Source organism: Immundisolibacter sp. (genome assembly GCF_041601295.1).
Classification (GTDB): Bacteria; Pseudomonadota; Gammaproteobacteria; order Immundisolibacterales; family Immundisolibacteraceae; genus Immundisolibacter.
On the sequence record NZ_JBFIII010000006.1, the window covers coordinates 28,575 to 47,187 of the forward strand.

Here is an 18,613-nt window from a genome sequence, read left to right on the forward strand (position 1 = left end):
CTACTCCTGCCACCACAGACGGGCAGCATCAACGGCGCGTCTGAAGATACTGCCTTCCTCGACCGCCTCCAGAGCAACCAGCGGGCGCTCCAGCAGCAGCTCGTCGCCGAGTTTGACGCGCAGCGTGCCCTGCGCCGAGCCATTGGCGACGGGCGCGGTCAGGCGCGGTGCAACCTCCACAACCGCGGCCAGTTCTTTGTACTTGCCGCGTGGCACGGTGACGTAGGTATCTTCGGCGAGGCCCAGAGCCACCGAGCGTTGGGCGCCGCCGAATACCGGTGCGTCAGTCCGTTTTTCGGCGGCCGGGAACAGGCGATGAGTTTCGTAAAAGCGAAAGCCCCAGTTGAACAGGGCCTGGGCTTCCTGGAAGCGGGAGCGATCGCTGGCACTGCCCATGATGCTGACAATCAGGCGCATGTCCTCGCGCTTTGCCGAGGTCACCAGGCAGTAGCCAGCGGCATCGGTGAAGCCGGTCTTCAGGCCGTCGACGCTCTTGTCCCAGAACAGCAGCCGGTTACGGTTCGGCTGGGTGATGTTGTTCCAGCTGAAGGATTTGAGTGAGTACCAGGGGTAGTAGTCGGGAAAGTCGCGGACGGTCGCTGCTGCCAGGCGCGCCATATCGAGCGGACTCGAGTAGTGATCGTCTGCAGGCAGGCCGTGCGAATTGACGAAGTGACTCTGGGTAAGCCCCAGGCGCTCGGCCTGCGCATTCATGAGGTCGGCAAAGGCGGTTTCGGTGCCGGCCATGTGTTCGGCCAGGGCCACTGTGGCATCGTTGCCGGACTGGGTCAGCACGCCGTGGACGAGGACCTCCACCGGCACCGGCTTGGCCGGGTCGATGAAGCTGCGCGAGCCACCGGTGCGCCAGGCGTCGGTACTGATGGTGATCTGCTCGTCCAGTTTAAGATCGCCCTTTTGCAAGGCATCGAAGGCGATGTAGGCGGTCATGATCTTGGTCAGGCTGGCCGGCGGCTGCGGCGTTTCGGGATCCTTGGCCGCCAGTACCTGGCCGGTGTGGTAGTCGTACAACACATAGCTGCGGGCGGAAAGTTGTGGCGCGCTCGGTACCGGAGCGGCCGCCGCAGCGGTGCCAATGGCCATCAGGGCCAGGCCGAGGACGCGCCTGTCGAAGCGGAATTTACGGTACATGCCTACTCTTGGTTTGGGTGTAAGCGTGCTGGCGCCCTGGCGGGCCCGGCACGCAGAGGGTGAAAGTCCGGATCAGGGCACCGCCGCCTGCAGCGCCGTGAGGCCCAGGTCGCGCAGTCGCGCCAGGGTCGATTCAAGCAGTGTGCCGGGCAAGGGCCCCATGCGTACCCGATGCAAGCGTCGTCCGCCGGTGTCCGCTGTGTGCACGCTGACCGATGGGAACGCCTCGCGGCGCAGGCGGGTGGCAAGGCGCTGCGCCGTCCCGGCGTCGGCGAACGCGCCCACCTGCAGGTAGACCCCATCGGCGGGAACGGGTTCTTCGTGTCGAGCAACGACGGCGTCGCCCGGCAGTACGGTGCGCAGCTCGACCGGTGCACTGCCGGTGCCGATCAGGCCGAGCTTGGCCGCTGCGACGTAGGACACGTCGATCAGGCGCTCGCGTCGGAACGGTCCGCGGTCGTTGATCCTGACCACGACGCTGCGGCCGTTGCCCAGGTTGGTGATGCGCGCGTAACTGGGGATGGGTAAGGTCGGATGGGCGGCGGTCATGGCAAACATGTCATAAGACTCGCCGTTGGCAGTGGGACGCCCGTGAAACTCGCGTCCGTACCAGCTGGCCGTGCCGCGAGCACGGTAACCGGCGGCACTGGGCAGCGGCTGGTAATCGACACCGTCGACCCGATAGGGCCGCAGACAGGGTATACACAGTGGTTCGAACCGCGGCACGGCGTCCGGGATCGCGCTGATATCGACCGGGCTTGTTGGCGGGCCGTCCTTGCGGTAGTCGGGTCCGGGTCGCGCTGTCGGGCCGGCGCAGCCGGCGACCAGGACCGCCAGTAGCAGCCCCAGGCCGAGCCGGACACCGCTGATACCGGGCCTGCCGTCAAGGTGTCGCGCCGTGCTGAGCATCGATAGCCGCCGCCAGTTGCGTCACTGCCAAGGCGTACAGAGCACTGTGGTTATAGCGTGTAATGGCATAGAAATTTCGAAATCCCAGGTGGTACTCATCTCCCGCATCGCCATCGAAACGGATCAGTGCCGCATTCAGCGGTGTGGCGCTGGCCGGGCCATTGGGTTGCACCTCGAAATCGTCGCCAAGCACACTGACCCCGCCCTGGCGCAGCGCCTCCAGGGTATGCCGCGGCAGCAGGTCGCCATTGGCAAGTGCCGCGCCCGCCGGTGTCACCGTCGCCCGGGCACTGATCGCTTGTCCGGGTTGCCAGCCGTGGCGATGCAGGTAGTTGGCGACACTGCCGATGGCATCAGCCGGACTGCTGAGCAGATCCCGACGACCATCCTGGTCAAAATCGATCGCATAAGCGCGATAGCTCGACGGGATGAACTGCGGCAGACCGAGCGCCCCGGCGTACGAACTGGTCAAGGTGAGCGGGTCAAGGTGCTCGTCCCGTCCCAGCAGTAGCAACTCGCGCAGCTCGCCGGCGAAAAAACCGCTGCGGGACAGGCCTGCGACCGCCAGCGTGGCGAGTGCGTCAAGCGCCTTGTAGCGGCCGGTGATGGCGCCATAGCGGGTTTCGACACCGATGATGGCGGTGATTACCGCGGCCGGAACGCCGAAGTCGCGTTCGGCGCGTGCCAGCAACTCGGCATGCTGTTGCCAGAATTCCACCCCGCCGTCGATACGCTGTTGGGTGAGAAAAATCGGCCGGTAGCGATGCCAGGGCATTTTCTCGGCTGGCCGGCTGATGGCATCGACGATGCTCTGCTGGTAGCTGGCGGCGGCCAACGTCCGCTCGACCGAGGCGCGGTCGAAACCATCCTTTTGCACCAGGCGGTCGACCAGTTCGCGCAGCGGCGGATGGTCGGCCAGTGACATTGCCGACGCCGGCGCCGTTAACGCGGTCGCCAGCAACAGCCCCAGCAGGCGGCTCATGCCGGCCACAGCTTGCGGTGGCCGCGGATGCTCATGAGCATGCCAAAGCCGAGCATTAACGTCACCATGGATGTGCCTCCGTAACTGACTAGCGGCAGGGGCACCCCGACCACGGGAAGAATGCCGCTGACCATACCGATATTGACCAAGACGTAAACAAAGAAAGTGCATACCAGTCCGCCCCCGAGCAGGCGCCCGTAACCGTCGCTGGCCTGGCTGGCGATATGCATGGCACGGCCAATGATAAAGCCGTAGAGCAACAACAGGCCGATGGCGCCCAATAATCCGAACTCCTCGCCGAACACGGCAAACACAAAATCGGTGGCGCTTTCGGGCAGAAAATGCAGGCGGGTCTGTGTACCTTCAAGCCAGCCCTTGCCGTAAAAGCCGCCCGAACCGATGGCGATCTTGGACTGAATGATGTGATAACCGCTGCCCAGCGGGTCGCGCTCGGGGTCGAACAAGGTCAGTACCCGTTGCCGCTGGTAGTCGCGCATGCCGTAGAACCACAGCAAAGGCGCCGTGGCCGCGGCCAGCGCCCCAAAAAGACCGATCAGGCGCCAGCCCAGGCCCGCCAGGAACAACACTGACATGCCGGCTGCGGTCACCAGCAGTGCCGTGCCAAGATCCGGTTGGGCGGCGATGAGCACCACCGGCAGCAGTGCAAGCGCGGCGCTGGCCGCGACGTCTCGCAGTGTCGGTGGCAGGGGACGATCGCTCAGGTAACGGGCCACCATCATGGGCACCGCCAGTTTGGCCAGTTCCGACGGCTGGAATCGCAGTGGTCCAAGCTCCAGCCAGCGCTGCGCGCCCTGACCGATGGCGCCGATCGCGTCCACCAGCACCAGCAGCAGCACGGTCAGCAGATAGGCAGGCGCCGCCAGGCGGTGCAGCCAGACTGCCGGCACCTGGCTCACCACCCCCAGCAACAGCAGGCTGATCAGAATCCGCGCGCCCTGGCTATGCAGGGCGCGCGCATCACCACCGCTGGCGCTGTACGCCAGCAGCAGGCCAACGCCACACAGGCCGATCAGACCGGTCAGCAGGGGCCAGTCAATATCCACTCGCCGCCATGGTGCGGACCAGCCGATCACCGGTCACCCTCGCCTAGCAGCCACGCATCCAGCACCAAACGGGCGACCGGCGCGGCGGTGCCACTGCCGGAGACGCCGTTTTCCACCAGTACGGCGAGCGCAATTCGTGGCGCCTCAAACGGCGCATAAGCGATGAACAGCGCATGGTCAAGCAGGTGTTTGGCAACATCGCGACCGCGATCGTCGGCGCGCTGACTCAGGCCGAACACCTGTGCCGTCCCGGTTTTTCCGGCCGCGCTATAAGGCGCGTCCTGCAGGGCCCGGTAAGCGGTACCGCCGGGTGACACCACGGCGTGCATGCCATCGCTCACCGTTTGCCACTGCTGGGCACTGGCTACGGGTGGGTGTTCCGCTGCTGAGACCGGCAGGCCAAGGGGCGGTGGCACCAGCCGCGGCGTGGGGGTTGTGCCGCGACTTGCCACCAGTGCAGTGGCCATCGCCAGTTGCAGTGTGGTGGCGGTGTTGTAACCCTGACCGATGCCGGCACTGAGCGTTTCGCCCGGGTACCAGATTTCCTTGCGGACCCTGCGTTTCCAGGCTCGTGACGGCAGCACCCCGGCCAACTCGCCCGGCAGATCGATGCCGGTCAGCGCACCCAGGCCGAAGCGGCTGAGCGAGTCGTGCATGCGATCGATGCCCAGCCTGCGTGCCAGGTCGTAAAAATACACGTCGCAGGACTGCGGTACGGCCCGGTGCATGTCGACCTGGCCGTGCCCCTCGCGCTTCCAGCAGCGGTAGCGACGCGGCGAGTTGCCTAGCCGGTACCAGCCTGGACACCAGACGTGGTCCGTTGGCCTGACAGTGTTGCTGGTAAGTCCGGCCAGCGCCATCAGCGGCTTGATCGTGGATCCGGGCGGGTACAGGCCGCGCAATGCCCGGTCCATGAGTGGCCGGTCCGGGTTGGTCAGCAGGCGCTGGTAGTCTTCCACGCTGATACCACCCACAAACAGGTTGGGGTCGAAGGTGGGCTCACTGACCATCGCCAGAACTTGCCCGTCACGGGGGTCGAGGGCCACCACGGCACCGGCACGGCCCGCCAATGCGGTCTTGGCGGCCAGTTGCAGGTCAAGGTCAAGATTCAGGCGCAGCGGGGTACCGGGTTGAGCGCGGCTGCGGTTGAGTATCCGCAGTCGCCGTCCCTGGGCGTCCACTTCCACCTCTTGATAGCCGACCCGGCCTTGTAATTCGGCGTCGTAGGATTTCTCCACGCCGGACTTGCCGATACTGTCGGTGGCGCGTTGTTCGGCACTGGCCTGCACCAGTTCTGTTTCATTGACCCGTCCAACGTAGCCGACCACGTGCGCGGTGAGTGGGCCGTGGGGGTAATGGCGGGACAGATCGCCACGCAACTCGACCCCGGGGAAATTGTGTCGATGTACCGCGAAACGGGCGGCCTCGCTTTCGTCCAGATAGCGACGCAACACCAGAGCCTCGAAGCGCGGCCGACTGCGCCGTAACTGGGCAAGGCGCTCGAGATCGGCCGGGCGCAGGCTGACCAACGCTTCCAGCCCCCGTAGCGTGGCATCCAGATCCGGTACGTTCTCTGGGGTCAGGTAGAGGCTGAAGCTCGATACGTTCTCTGCCAGCAGCGTGCCGTTGCGGTCGGTAATGATGCCGCGTGCGGGGGCGATTACCTCGGCCCGAATGCTGTTGTTATGAGACGCAGTGGCGTAGCGGTCGTGCTGTACCACTTGCAGCCAGGCCAGGCGCGCCACAAGCAATCCACCGATCAGGGCCATCAGTGCAAGCACCAGAACTACCCGTTTACGGAACAGGCGTAGCTCCGCCGCGGGATCCTTGATGGTTTGGCGCTGGCGGGGCATGGTCCTAGAAACGGCTGCCGCGGCGCAGATCGCGCAAAGTCAGAAAGAGCCATGGCCACACCAACGCGCCACTGAGTGCCGGCAGCAGCATGGTCATTGCCAAAGGCCGGCCGCCGCTGCCAGTGACCAGCGCCAGCAAGGCCTGATGCAGGGCCAGCGCCGGCACCAGGAGCAGCGCTTGCTGGGGAAGCGGCAGCACGCGAATACGCTGGTGCACCCACAGCACGATGGCGGCAAGCACCGACAGGGCCAGGGCGTGCTGGCCCAGCGGCGTTCCGGTCAGCACGTCATGCAGCAGTCCGAGTGTGAAGCCCACGCTGATGCCCACCTGGTCGGGTTGCGCGAGGCACCAATAGGCAAGTACCAGGGCCAGCCAGGGTGGCTGCCAGTGGGTGGCCCAGGCCGGCACTGGGGCCATTGTTAACAGGCAGGCCGCCACCACGCTGAGGACGACCGCCAGGGGTCCGGGCTGGGCGGCTGCGGCACTCATTGGACCGGTGAGTCGGCAGGCCCGGCGCTTGGGTCAACCGGAGGTTCCACCGCGGCTTCCGGTGGCCACACCAGCAGCACCTCCTGAATACGGTCCAGATGCCCGCTAGGCGTCGCCTGCACTTCGGCGAATTCGCCTTCGCCGATACGATTGATGGTACTGACCATGGCGACCGGCAGGTTCGGCGGGAATACATCGTCCAGACCGGATGTGACCAACACATCGCCGACTTCAATATCCACGTGGTTGGGCAGAAAGGGCAGGTCGAGTGCACCTGGGGGGCCGCGGCCCGACGCGATGGCGCGCACGCCGCTGCGTATGGATTTGACCGGAATCGCGTGGCGGGCATCCGTGATCAGCAGTACCTGACTGGTCTGCGCAGCGACATGCAGTACCTGACCGATCACGCCGTCGGCGTCGAGTACCGGTTGACCTATGAACACCCCGTGCATCAGGCCTTTGTCGACCTGCACCTGACCGACGTAGGGGTCAAGGCTGACCCGGACGGTACTTGCGATCAAAACCCGCAATGGTTGTGGCGTTCGCACCACGGAATCGACCAGCGCGCGCAGCCGCTGGTTCTCGGCTTGCACCGCGGCCAGCGTCTGTACTTGCAGGCGCAGGTAGCGTCGATCCTCGCGCAAGGCCAGAATTTCCTCGCGCAGGGCTTGCCTCTCGCGCAAGCCGTCAGCGCCCCAGGACCAGGCTCGAAAGGGCAGATCCACAGCTTGCTGTAGCGGGTGCAGGAGGGTCAGGGCCACCCCGCGCAGTGGCTCCAGGGCTGCTCCACGCTGGTCGACGAACAGCAGCAGCAACGCTGCCAGCGCCGCCAAAAGCACACGCAAGGCCAGCGAGGGTCGGCGCCGGAACAGACTAGGCATGGGGCACGGATAGCAACGCGGCCAGGCCGCCAGCGCGGCGCCGGCTCACTCCTCGTCGAAGATGTCGGTCACCTGGTCGATGAAGTCGAGCGCCATCTCGCCGCCGCGGGCCACGCACAGCATGGGCTCGTCCGCGATCACCACCGGCAGACCGGTTTCTTCGGCAAACAGCTTGTCGATACCGCGCAGCAGTGCACCGCCACCGGTCAACACCATGCCCCGTTCGGCGACGTCCGATGAAAGCTCTGGCGGAATCTGCTCCAGGGCCTTGCGCAGCCCGGCGATGATGCCGTGGAGCGGATCCTGCAGCGCTTCGAGCACCTCGTTACTGTTGAGCGTGAACGCGCGCGGCACGCCCTCGGCCAGGTTGCGGCCGTTGACCTGAATTTCACGCACCTCGTCGCCCGGGTAGGCGGATCCGATCTGGTGCTTGATGGTCTCGGCGGTCGTCTCGCCGATCAAGGTGCCGTAATTACGCCGTACGTAGTTGATGATGGCCTCATCGAAGCGGTCACCGCCGATGCGTACCGATTCGGAATAGACCAGGCCGTTCAGGGAGATCACGGCGATTTCGGTGGTGCCACCCCCGATGTCGATGATCATCGAGCCGGTAGCCTCGCTCACCGGCAATCCGGCGCCGATGGCAGCGGCCATGGGTTCCTCGATTAGATATACTTCCCGGGCCCCGGCGCCGAGCGCCGATTCGCGGATGGCGCGCCGCTCGACCTGCGTCGAACCGCACGGTACCCCCACCACCACCCGCGGGCTGGGACGAAAGAAACCGCGCTCATGCGCTTTGCGAATGAAGTGCTGCAACATCTTCTCGGTGACGTAGAAGTCGGCGATTACGCCGTCTTTCAGCGGCCGGATGGCGGTAATGTTGCCCGGCGTGCGGCCCAGCATGCGCTTGGCCTCGATGCCAACCGCCTGAATCACCTTGCGCCCGTTGGTGCTGGCGCCATGGCGGATGGCCACCACCGATGGCTCCTGCAGCACGATGCCGCGCCCACGGACCGAGATCAGGGTGTTGGCGGTGCCAAGGTCGATGGCGAGATCGCTCGAGAAAAGCCCAAACAGTTTTTTGAACATTTAGTGGGTCCGGCAAGCCTTAAGGTGTTGGCAAGGCGATAAAAGTACTGTCGCGGCGCAATCTAGCAATGGCCCGGCACGATCACAACCGACGGTGAGGAAGCAGGTGTCGATTAGTAACGATGAGGTCCGCAAAGCGGCACATCTGGCTCGTATCTGGGTACCCGCAGAGCAGTTGCCGGTATATGCGGCGGAATTGAACGCCATACTGGCACTGGTGGAACGCATGAACAGCGTCGATACCTCGCAGGTGTTACCGCTCGCCCATCCCGTCGATGCCAGCCAGCGCCTGCGCCCTGACGCGGTAACTGAAACAGACCAGCGGCGTCATTTTCAGGCCGGTGCCCCGTTGGTGCAGGACGGCCTGTATCTGGTGCCAAAGGTCATCGAATGACGCAAAGTTTACACCGCCGCCAGCGTTTTCAGACGGCTTTTGCCAATGCTTGATGACACCATAAGCCAGCAGGCGGCCGCCTTGCGTCGAGGTGATTATTCGGCCAATGAACTGGTGACGGCCTATCTGACACGGATCGTCGCCAGAAACGGCATGCTCAATGCCTACCTGACAGTGACCGAACAGGCCGCACTGGACGGTGCGCGGGCGGCCGACGCCGCGCTTGCCGACGGCAGTGCAGGTCCGCTGACCGGCATCCCGATTGCCCATAAGGACATTTTTTGCACCGACGGCGTGCGCACCAGTTGCGCCTCGCGGATGCTGGACAACTTCATCGCGCCCTATGACGCGACTGTGGTGATGCGTCTGGCCGCCGCCGGTGCCGTGGTGCTGGGTAAGACCAATATGGACGAGTTCGCCATGGGTTCGTCCAACGAGACCTCGTTCTACGGCCCGGTGCGCAATCCATGGGATAGCCAGCGCGTGCCCGGCGGCAGCAGCGGCGGTTCGGCCGCGGCGGTAGCGGCGGGGCTGTGCGCTGCGGCGACGGGCACCGATACCGGCGGCTCCATCCGCCAGCCAGCGGCGCTGACCGGCATTTGTGGCCTGAAGCCCACTTATGGCCGGGTCTCCCGCTACGGCATGATTGCATTCGCGTCCTCCCTGGATCAGGGCGGCCCCATGGCACGCAGTGCACAGGATCTGGCGCTGCTGCTGCAGGCGATGGCCGGTTTCGACCCGCGCGATTCGACCAGTATCGAGCGCGAGGTGCCGGATTACACGGCCGCGCTTGGCGTATCGCTGCAAGGTCTTCGCATCGGTTTGCCGCGAGAGTATTTCGACGCCGGCCTCGACCCCGCCGTGGGCGACGCCGTGCGGGCTGCGCTGGCAGAACTGGAGCGGCTCGGGGCCACATTGGTCGACATCAGCCTGCCACATACGCACTTATCAGTCCCGGCGTATTACGTGGTCGCGCCAGCCGAGGCATCGTCCAATCTCGCCCGCTACGACGGTGTGCGCTATGGCTACCGCTGCGACAATCCGGCAGACCTGCAGGACTTGTATCAACGCAGCCGCAGCGAAGGATTTGGCGCCGAGGTCAAGCGGCGTATTCTGATCGGCACCTATGTGCTTTCGGCCGGCTATTACGACGCCTATTACCTCAAGGCGCAGCGGGTGCGCCGGCTGATACGCAACGACTTCCTGGAGGCTTTCGGGCAGGTGGATGTGATTGCCGGCCCCACCGTGCCCGGCCCGGCGTTCCGGCTGGGCGAGAGAAGTAACGACCCGGTGGCCATGTACCTGTCGGACATTTACACGCTGGCCGTCAATCTGGCCGGCCTACCCGGACTGTCCGTGCCCTGTGGACTGGTGCAGGGGTTGCCGGTGGGGCTGCAACTGATCGGCCGCGACTTCGACGAAGCGTCCTTGTTGAATGTGGCGCACCGCTACCAGCAGGTCACCGACTGGCACCTGCGCCGCCCGCCGGAGGCCTGAGCCGATGACCTGGGAAACTGTCATCGGCCTTGAAGTCCACTGCCAGCTTGCCACGCGTAGCAAGCTGTTCTCCGGCGCGTTGACCGAGTTTGGCGCGCCGCCTAACACGCAGGCTTGCGCCGTCGATCTGGCCCTGCCGGGGGTGCTGCCGGTGCTCAACCGCGAGGCGGTGGCCATGGCGGTCACGTTCGGTCTGGCGATCGGCGCCCAGATCACGCCCCGCTCGGTGTTCGCGCGCAAGAACTACTTCTACCCGGATCTGCCCAAGGGCTACCAGATCAGCCAGTACGAGCTGCCGATCGTTGCCGGTGGCCAGCTGGACATCGGCCTGCCGGACGGCACCGTCAAGCGTATCCGCATCACCCGCGCGCACCTCGAGGAGGACGCCGGCAAGTCCCTGCACGAGGACTTCCAGGGCCAGACCGGCATCGACCTCAATCGCGCCGGTACGCCGCTGATCGAGATTGTGTCCGAGCCGGAACTGTCCAGCGCCGCCGAGGCGGTGGCCTACCTTAAAAAACTGCACGCCCTGGTGCGGTATCTGGAAATCTCCGATGCCAACATGCAGGAAGGCTCGTTTCGCTGCGACGCCAATGTGTCGGTGCGCCAGGTGGGCGACAGCAAGCTGGGTACCCGCGCCGAGATCAAGAACATCAACTCCTTCCGCTTCGTCGAGCGCGCCATCAACGTCGAAATCGAACGTCAGATTGAGCGGCTGGAAAGCGGCGGCCGGGTCGTCCAGGAAACCCGCCTTTACGATGCCGATCGCAACGAAACCCGTGCCATGCGCGGCAAGGAAGAAGCCAACGATTACCGCTATTTCCCCGATCCCGACCTGTTGCCGGTAGAGGTGTCAGCCGCCTGGCTGGACGAGCTTCGTGCCGCTTTGCCGGAGCTGCCGGCCGCCAAACACCAGCGCTTCATGGACCAGCATGGCCTGTCCAGCTACGACGCCGACCTGCTGACCGCCGAGCGGGAACTGGCCGATTACTTCGAGGCGGTGCTCGCGAACGGTGTTGACGCCAAGCTTGCCGCCAACTGGATCAACGGCGAACTCGCTGCCGCGCTGAATCGCGACGACCTACCCATCAGCGCGGCGCCCATCGGCACGGCCGCCTTGGCCGGACTGCTGCGCCGCATCAGCGACAACACCCTGTCCGGCAAGATGGCCAAGGACGTGTTTGCCGCCATGTGGCTGGGGGAGGGTGACGCCGATCGCATCATCGATGCCCGGGGCTTGCGGCAACTCACCGACAGCGGGGCCATCGAATCGGCGGTCGCCGGGGTGTTGGCGGCCAACCCGGAGCAGGTTGAGCAGCTCCTGTCCGGCAAGGACAAGGTGCTCGGCTTCCTGGTCGGGCAGGTAATGAAAACCACCGCCGGCAAGGCCAATCCGGCGCAGGTCAACCAGCTGATCAGGCAAAAACTCGGGCTGTGACCGGCATCGTCTGAATCACGGCTGGCCAAGCCCGGCATTCATGGCAAGCGGAACAGGTCAACGTTTCCTCAGCCGCCGTGCTCGGGCGCGGCGGTGACCTGTCGCACAAAGGCATCGACCTGGTCGAGTGCATTGGCGCGCCAGCGCAGGGGGCCGGCCAGTGCAACCAGCGGCCACACGTGGCCCAGGTCCGGGAACAACACGCTGGTGGCGGTGCCGCCCTGGGCGTTGACCTGCGCCGCCAGCGACTCGCTGTTTCGCGGCCGCACGGTTGTGTCGTCCGCGCCGTGCAGCAGCAGCAGCGGTGGCGCGCCCGCGCTGGCAAAGTTGACCGGTTGCGTGCCTGGCCACTGCTCGGTCGGCCCGAACACCTGGCGCAGAATCGGGTCGGTGATGGGCAAAAAATCGTAAGGCCCGCCGAACCCGATCATGCCGCGCAGCCACTGCCGCGAACCGCCAGCCTTTGCCAGTAGGTCGGCATCAAGCGCCAGCATGGCGGCGTTATAGGCGCCGGCGGAATGGCCCATCAGCACGAGTTTTCCGGCGTCGCCGCCGAACTGTGCCGCGTGCTCGTGGGCCCACACCACCGCCCGTGCGCAGTCGTCCAGAAACGCCGGGAAACGCACCGTCGGGTACACCCTGTAGTCCGGCACCATGACCACCACGCCCCGGCTTGCCAGCGCTTTGCCGATGAAGCCGTAGTGGCGGCGTGAGCCGTCCTGCCAGCGCCCCCCGTAAAAGAACACCACCACGGGCGCGTCTTTCGCCTGTGGCGGGGCATACACGTCGAGCCTCAGACCGGTGTCCGGGTCGAATGCCACGCCGCGGGTAACCGCGGCTGGTCCGGGCGTCAGGGTTGTGAGTAACGGCGCGCAGCCCGCCAGGCCGAATAGCAGCGCCACCGGTAGCAGCCGACAAAGGTTCACCAGAACGCCCATAGCTGGCCGTCTTCCACTTTGTGGGCCAGCGCCAGCAGTGGTCGCTTGCCTTTTTCGATGCAGGCGCCGCTGTTCAGGTCGAACACCCAGCCGTGCCCCGGGCAGGTCAGGCGTTCACCCTGGATGGCCAGTTCCGGGACGTCGGTGCTTTGATGCGGGCAGCGCGCGTCGTACACCATCAGCGTGTCGGCCTGACGGTGGATGAATACGGCGCGGCCCCGCACCTCGCGGCGTAGGGTGCCGCGCGCCGGGAGCTCGTCCATCGGCAGTAGCGCATGCCAGTCGGCGGTCGCCCCGAGCGCACTCAGGCGAAACTCCGGCAGGTCCAGAGCCAGCAGTTGATCGATTGCCCACACCACGCGGGTGAGGCCCAGCATCGGAAATGCCATCAGCAATGCGTCGAGCACTTCGTCGGCGCTGGCGCCGCTGCGTAGCGCGCGCGTCAGGTACTGGCGAAAACCGCGTTCGGTCTGTGCATGCACTTTGCTGATCAGGGAAATCAGCGCCCGGGTCTTGGGGTCCAGCCGCCGCCCGGCTGCCTTCAAAAAGGCGAAATAGGGCTGCATGGCATCCGGGCGGGCTTGGGTCAGGTAGTCGAGAGCGCGGCTCATGGGGGACTCTGCACAGCGGCGGGTTGCAAACCATTATCACGCCGCCTGCCGATACACTGCGCTCAATCATTAAGGAGGAGCCAGACCGTGGAACTCGCGCTAAGCGGCAAGATTGCCATCGTTACCGGAGCCAGCGAGGGCATCGGCAAGGCCACCGCTGAGGCGCTCGCCGCCGAGGGCGTGCAGTTGACACTGTGTGTCCGCCGCGAGGCGCCGCTGCGTGCATGGGCATCAGACCTGGAGCAGCGCCACGGGAACGCGGTGCTGGCGGTGCCCGCCGATCTGGCCACCGAGGCCGGAATCGCGACTTTGGTGGCCGCGCATCAGGCGCGCTTCGGCGTGCTGGATGTGCTGATAAACAACGCCGGTTCTATCCGCGCCGGATCACTGCTGAGCAAGACCGAACTGGAGTGGCAGGAGGATTTTGCGCTCAAGTTCTGGGGTTACGTGCGCCTGACACGCGCGGTCTGGCCGCTGCTGGTAGCCCGCGGTGGCGGGCGGGTGCTGAACATCATTGGCGGGGCCGGTCGTCAGCCGTCTGCCGGCTACCTGGCCGGTGGCGCGGCTAACGCGGGTCTGATGAACCTGACCAAGGCGCTTGGCGACGAGGGCGCGCCGCACGGCATCCTGGTCAATGCCATCAATCCGGGCCCGGTGCGCACCGCCCGCTGGCTCAGTCTGATGCAGCGCCAGTCGGCCGAGCGCGGCTTGTCGGTGTCGCAACTGGAGGCCGAACAGCTGGCCCACGTGCCACTGCGCCGTGCCGCCGAACCCGCGGAGATCGCCAGCGTGGCGGTGTTCCTGTGCTCCGCTGCTGCCAGTTACGTCACCGGAACCATCGTGCAAGTGGACGGCGGCCTCGCCCGCTGTATCTGACGGCCATCCTTGATGGCTGGTTTTGTCGATCTGCTGCGCGGCGGGCGGGGGCCGGTCACGGTCACGCTGAGTCTTGGCATCGCCCTGCACGCAATGGACGTGTTCCTGGTCGCCAGCGTCATGCCGACCGTGGTGGCGGACATCGGCGGCCTGCGTTTCTACGCCTGGGTGTCGATGCTGTACATGGTCGGCTCCATCGTCGGCGCCGCCAGCAGTGGTCCGCTGCGCGCCGCACACGGGCCGCGGCGTGCCTATGTAATTGCAGGCGGCCTGTTCCTGCTGGGCTCGCTCGGTTGTGCCCTGACGCCGGGCATGGGGTGGTTGCTCGTCACCCGTGGCGTGCAAGGCCTGGGGGGTGGGCTCATCGTGGCGCAGTCGATGGCGCTGGTCAGCGAGCTATATACAGCCCAGCTGCGCAAGCTGATGCTGGCGTCGATCTCCAGTATGTGGGCCGCCGCCGCGCTGTTGGGGCCGGCATTGGGCGGCATGTTTGCCGAAGCCGGCTGGTGGCGCGGTGCCTTCGGGGTGAATGTGCCGATCATTGCACTGTTCACGATTCTGGCCGCCCGCCACCTGCCGCGGACGCTTGCACCCAGGTCCGGTCAGCCGTTTCCCATCGGTCGTGTAATGCTGCTCGGTGGCGGGGTGCTGTGCGTGGCTGGCGCCGGGCAGGCCGCCGGCGAGGCGCTACGCCTGGCTATTCTGGCGCTTGCCTTGATGATGGTGGCGCATGCGTTCGCGCTGGACCGGCGCAGCAGCGAGCGGCTGTTTCCGCGCCGGGCGGCGTCGTTGCGGTCGGCGGTGGGCCTGGCCTATGGGCTGTTCGTTGCCTCGTCCATTGTGCATACCAGCATTACGGTGTTCGTGCCCCTGCTGATGCAGCAGGCCTATGACTTGCGCCCGCTTCACGCCGGTTATTTCGCCAGCCTGCTGGCGGTGGGCTGGACCACCGCGTCGCTGACCACCGCGCGCTGGCATGGCGCTGCCGAACGGCGCGCCATCGTTGGCGGACCGCTGCTGATGTTTGCCATGACCGGCGTGCTGCTGGCGGGTATGGGCCATCTGCCCGCGATGGCGGTTGGCGTGTGCCTGACCATGCTCGGGTTTGGGGTGGGCATGCTCAGCATCCACCTGATCGCCTTCACCATGCATCAGGCCAGCGCTGGCGAGGAGAGCATTACCGCCGGCAGCATTCCCACGGTGCGCACCCTGGGTATCGCGTTTGGTTCCGCCCTGGCAGGGGTTATCGCAAATCTGGCGGGATTGAGCGCCCAGGTGGACGCCGTTGTGGTGCAGCGGGCCGTGTCGGCGGTGTACGCGGCAAGCCTGCTGGTGGCAGCGGTGCAGGTTCTGCTGGCCTGGCGCCTGCTGCGCGCGGTGCCACTGCAGCATGATCCGGCAGCAATCCCAGGGGCCCCCGGCATGTCGATTTCAGGCCGCTCAGACGTCTGAGCGGCCGCCGCGGGCGGCGCCGGGTCAGCCCGGCTATAATGCTCGGCGCCCCTCACCCGCAACGGGTATTGATGGGCGGGCGGCCAGGGCGCCCGGCGACATGGTCAGGATCACGGTCTCATAACGACCCGTCGCGTGCTCCCGGCCACCCTCTTAAACCTGCGCATTCTCCTCATGGGAGCGATTCCTGCGTAGCCACTCAACTTTTCAGCGCAGCTCAATGAAAGGCACCGTAAAACGTTTTTATTTCCGTAAGGGCTTTGGTTTCATCGAAGGCGATCAAGGCACCGAGTATTTTTTCCATTACACCGATTTCACCGGCGACAAGGAGCTGCTTCGACCTGATCTGGAGGTCGAGTTTCAGGCGCAGACCGGAGAAAAAGGTCCGTGCGCGGTTGCGGTGGTACTGCCGGGCGGTATTCCTGCCGCGCCGACTCCACGCGCGCCTCGGCCGGCCAGCCGCAAGACCGCATCAAAGGCACCGGCCACGGCACGCCGACCGGTCCTGATTTTTGTCCTCGGTCTGGGCCTTGGCATTGCCGTGGGTGTCCTGGGCTACATGTGGCTGGCGGGTTCGTAGGACGCGCCCCGGCCCGGTCGGCCACCGTCTTCGGGTTGCTACGGTCCGGGGGCGGTGACTGATGAGCGCCCGAACCGGCGAAGCAAACGCCATGGCCAGTTCCAGGCCGGTTCTGGTTTTCAACTGCGGCAGCTCGTCGCTCAAGTTCGGGCTGTTTGAGTTACCTGAAGAACCCGTCGCGATGGCGCACGGGACGGTCAGCGACTTCGGTACACAGGCGACGCTGGACTGGACCTGCCGCGGCCAGCAACGGCGCGAGCCGCTGGCAGCACGTGATCACGTGCAGGCGGCCCAGGCCGTGCTGGGCCTGCTGGCACGGCACGATCTACTGGCCGGGATATCGGCCGTCGGTCACCGTGTCGTGCATGGCGGCGAGCATTTCAGTGCGCCGGTGCGCGTCACCGACGCAGTGCTTGGGCGGCTTGACTCACTGAACGGGTTGGCGCCCCTGCACAACCCGTCGGCCCTGGCGGTGATCCGCGAGTGTCGCGGACGACTGGGCGAAGTGCCGGCGGTGGCAGTGTTCGACACGGCGTTTTTTCACGCGCTGCCCGAGCATGTAATGGCCTATGCGCTGCCGGCCGAGTGGAGGCGCGAGTTTGGCATTCGCCGCTACGGCTTTCATGGCATCGCGCATCGTTACCTGGACCAACGTGGCCGCGCTGTGAGTGGCGCGGGCCGGGTGGTGACGCTGCAACTTGGCCATGGTTGTTCGATAGCGGCCATCCAGGACGGTCGACCGGTCGAGACCAGCATGGGTTTCACGCCGTTGGAGGGCTTAGTGATGGCCACCCGTCCCGGCGATGTCGATCCGGGTGTGTTGCTTCATCTGGGTGGGCAGGGTTGGTCGACCGCTCGGCTGGAGACCGCACTGAACCACCACAGCGGCTTGCTCGGCCTGTCGGGCGCGAGCGCCGACATGCGCGAGTTGCTGGCACTCGAAGCGCAGGGCCACGCGGGCGCAGGTCTCGCGATCACCGCCTTTTGCCACCGGGCACGCAAGTATCTTGGCGCCTACATCGCGGTCCTTGGAGGCGTGGAGGCAATCGTCTTCGGTGGTGGCATCGGCGAACATGCGCCTTCCATTCGTCAGCGGATCTGCGCAAACATGGCGTGGTGCGGCATTCAGATCGATGCTGCAGCGAACGCGGCCGTTGGCGGCGTCGAAGCCAGGATATCGACGACCGATGCCGGGGTCGGCGTCTGGGTCGTGCCGGTGAACGAGGAATTGCAGATCGCGCGCGAACTTCGCGCCTGCCTGGCCGCACAAACGGAGATCCAGCCATGAACCCGACGACTCAGGACATACCGCCAGGCTTACCCGACAAGGCACCGCTCGACGCCACCGCGCTGCGCGACCTCGATGCCTGGTGGCGGGCGGCGAATTATCTTTCCGTCGGGCAGATTTACCTGCTCGACAACGCCCTGCTGCGCGAGCCACTGACGCTCGCACACGTCAAGCCGCGGCTGCTCGGTCATTGGGGCACGGCGCCGGGGCTCAACTTCATCTACGTGCATCTGAACCGGGTCATCACCCGGAACGACCTTGATGTGTTGTACGTTGCCGGTCCCGGCCATGGCGGCCCGGCACTGGTCGCCAACACCTGGCTGGAAGGCAGTTACAGCGAGCTGTACCCGAACCTGACCCGTGACGGCGAGGGCATGCAACAGCTGTTTCGGCAGTTCTCGTTCCCGGGGGGCATCGGCAGCCACGTCACCGCCGAGACGCCTGGCTCGATCCACGAGGGTGGCGAGCTTGGGTACGCGTTGTCGCACGCCTACGGCGCCGCCTTCGACAACCCGGGCCTGATCGTCGCCTGCGTGGTGGGCGATGGCGAGGCGGAAACCGGCCCGCTGGCCGCCGCCTGGCACTCGAACAAATTCCTGAATCCGGCGACTGACGGCGCGGTGCTGCCGATCCTGCACCTGAACGGCTACAAGATCGCCAACCCCGCACTGCTGGCGCGTGTTCCGCGCGCGGAACTCGAAAGCCTGTTCGTGGGCTACGGCTACCGGCCGTACTTTGTCGAGGGCGACGACCCGGCGGTCATGCATCAGGCCATGGCGGCCACGCTCGATGCCGTGGTCGGCGAGATTCGCGCCATCCAGCAGCGCGCACGTGCCGGTGGCGTTGCCGAACGCCCATGTTGGCCGATGATCGTCCTGCGGACCCCGAAGGGTTGGACCGGCCCCAAGGAAGTGGACGGTAAAAAGACCGAGGGCAGCTGGCGCTCTCACCAGGTACCGTTCGGTGACCTGAAGAACCCGGAGCACCTGCGGTTGCTCGAACAATGGCTGCGCAGCTACCGGCCGCACGAGTTGTTCGACCCACTCGGCGCGCCCATCCGCGAACTGGTGGCGCTGGCGCCCACCGGCGTGCGGCGCATGGGTGCCAATCCGCATGCCAACG

General features: G+C 65.8%; 17 protein-coding genes and 1 pseudogene. 8 read left to right on the top strand and 10 right to left on the bottom strand.

The genetic code is table 11. The features are described 5' to 3' along the window. The 8 genes from ABZF37_RS01660 to ABZF37_RS01695 all read right to left on the bottom strand — a co-directional run bounded on the left by ABZF37_RS01660 (position 1) and on the right by ABZF37_RS01695 (position 8,417). Positions 1-1,149, bottom strand: a complete 1,149-nt coding sequence (locus ABZF37_RS01660; protein WP_372716068.1) for a D-alanyl-D-alanine carboxypeptidase family protein — start codon at positions 1,147-1,149, stop codon at positions 1-3. Between the two features lie 72 nt (positions 1,150-1,221). Next, the gene (locus tag ABZF37_RS01665; RefSeq protein ID WP_372716070.1) at positions 1,222-2,058 is read right to left on the bottom strand and encodes a septal ring lytic transglycosylase RlpA family protein; all 837 of its coding nucleotides are present in this window, start codon (positions 2,056-2,058) and stop codon (positions 1,222-1,224) included. After that, positions 2,033-3,040, bottom strand: a complete 1,008-nt coding sequence (gene mltB, locus ABZF37_RS01670) for a lytic murein transglycosylase B (RefSeq protein WP_372716072.1) — start codon at positions 3,038-3,040, stop codon at positions 2,033-2,035. The genes ABZF37_RS01665 and mltB overlap by 26 nt, the downstream gene beginning before the upstream one ends. Beyond that, positions 3,037-4,104, bottom strand: a complete 1,068-nt coding sequence (gene rodA / locus ABZF37_RS01675) for a rod shape-determining protein RodA (protein ID WP_372716074.1) — start codon at positions 4,102-4,104, stop codon at positions 3,037-3,039. The genes mltB and rodA overlap by 4 nt, the downstream gene beginning before the upstream one ends. A gap of 26 nt (positions 4,105-4,130) precedes the next feature. Continuing rightward, positions 4,131-5,957, bottom strand: a complete 1,827-nt coding sequence (gene mrdA, locus ABZF37_RS01680) for a penicillin-binding protein 2 (protein ID WP_372716076.1) — start codon at positions 5,955-5,957, stop codon at positions 4,131-4,133. Between the two features lie 4 nt (positions 5,958-5,961). After that, positions 5,962-6,447, bottom strand: coding sequence for a rod shape-determining protein MreD (gene mreD, locus ABZF37_RS01685; RefSeq protein ID WP_372716078.1), 486 nt, complete (start codon positions 6,445-6,447; stop codon positions 5,962-5,964). Continuing rightward, entirely contained in the window at positions 6,444-7,328 is an 885-nt protein-coding gene (mreC, locus tag ABZF37_RS01690) for a rod shape-determining protein MreC (protein WP_372716080.1), read from the bottom strand. Before mreC ends, mreD begins: the two co-directional genes overlap by 4 nt. A gap of 45 nt (positions 7,329-7,373) precedes the next feature. Beyond that, the gene (locus ABZF37_RS01695; RefSeq protein ID WP_372716082.1) at positions 7,374-8,417 is read right to left on the bottom strand and encodes a rod shape-determining protein; all 1,044 of its coding nucleotides are present in this window, start codon (positions 8,415-8,417) and stop codon (positions 7,374-7,376) included. Positions 8,418-8,523: 106 nt separating this feature from the next. Here ABZF37_RS01695 and gatC point away from each other — a divergent pair, with 106 nt between their 5' ends. The 3 genes from gatC to gatB are packed head-to-tail and all read left to right on the top strand — an operon-like array spanning position 8,524 to position 11,746. Next, complete coding sequence (gene gatC / locus ABZF37_RS01700) at positions 8,524-8,811, top strand: Asp-tRNA(Asn)/Glu-tRNA(Gln) amidotransferase subunit GatC (RefSeq protein ID WP_372716084.1); 288 nt, start codon at positions 8,524-8,526, stop codon at positions 8,809-8,811. Positions 8,812-8,856: 45 nt separating this feature from the next. After that, positions 8,857-10,308, top strand: coding sequence for an Asp-tRNA(Asn)/Glu-tRNA(Gln) amidotransferase subunit GatA (gene gatA, locus ABZF37_RS01705; RefSeq protein ID WP_372716087.1), 1,452 nt, complete (start codon positions 8,857-8,859; stop codon positions 10,306-10,308). 4 nt (positions 10,309-10,312) lie between these two features. Beyond that, a complete protein-coding gene (gene gatB / locus ABZF37_RS01710; RefSeq protein WP_372716089.1) occupies positions 10,313-11,746 on the top strand; it encodes an Asp-tRNA(Asn)/Glu-tRNA(Gln) amidotransferase subunit GatB in 1,434 nt (477 codons plus the stop codon). 68 nt (positions 11,747-11,814) lie between these two features. On the opposite strand, the gene ABZF37_RS01715 is transcribed toward gatB, so the two are convergent. Both ABZF37_RS01715 and ABZF37_RS01720 read right to left on the bottom strand, forming a co-directional pair. After that, complete coding sequence (locus ABZF37_RS01715) at positions 11,815-12,672, bottom strand: alpha/beta hydrolase (RefSeq protein ID WP_372716091.1); 858 nt, start codon at positions 12,670-12,672, stop codon at positions 11,815-11,817. Then, positions 12,669-13,295: a Rieske 2Fe-2S domain-containing protein gene (locus ABZF37_RS01720; protein ID WP_372716093.1), complete on the bottom strand. Its 627-nt coding sequence runs from the start codon at positions 13,293-13,295 to the stop codon at positions 12,669-12,671. Before ABZF37_RS01720 ends, ABZF37_RS01715 begins: the two co-directional genes overlap by 4 nt. A gap of 87 nt (positions 13,296-13,382) precedes the next feature. Between ABZF37_RS01720 and ABZF37_RS01725 the strand changes: the two genes are divergently transcribed. The 5 genes and pseudogenes from ABZF37_RS01725 to ABZF37_RS01745 form a co-directional block, all read left to right on the top strand. Beyond that, positions 13,383-14,171, top strand: coding sequence for an SDR family NAD(P)-dependent oxidoreductase (locus ABZF37_RS01725; protein ID WP_372716095.1), 789 nt, complete (start codon positions 13,383-13,385; stop codon positions 14,169-14,171). A 12-nt stretch (positions 14,172-14,183) separates the two neighbouring features. Then, complete coding sequence (locus tag ABZF37_RS01730; protein ID WP_372716097.1) at positions 14,184-15,623, top strand: MFS transporter; 1,440 nt, start codon at positions 14,184-14,186, stop codon at positions 15,621-15,623. Between the two features lie 220 nt (positions 15,624-15,843). Then, positions 15,844-16,203: a cold shock domain-containing protein gene (locus ABZF37_RS01735; RefSeq protein ID WP_372716099.1), complete on the top strand. Its 360-nt coding sequence runs from the start codon at positions 15,844-15,846 to the stop codon at positions 16,201-16,203. Between the two features lie 61 nt (positions 16,204-16,264). After that, positions 16,265-17,491 carry an acetate/propionate family kinase gene (locus ABZF37_RS01740; protein WP_372716101.1) on the top strand — a complete coding sequence of 409 codons (1,227 nt, stop codon included), beginning with the start codon at positions 16,265-16,267 and terminating at the stop codon, positions 17,489-17,491. Next, positions 17,488-18,613: pseudogene (locus ABZF37_RS01745) on the top strand (phosphoketolase); the annotation flags it as partial. The gene ABZF37_RS01740 and the pseudogene ABZF37_RS01745, both read left to right, overlap by 4 nt.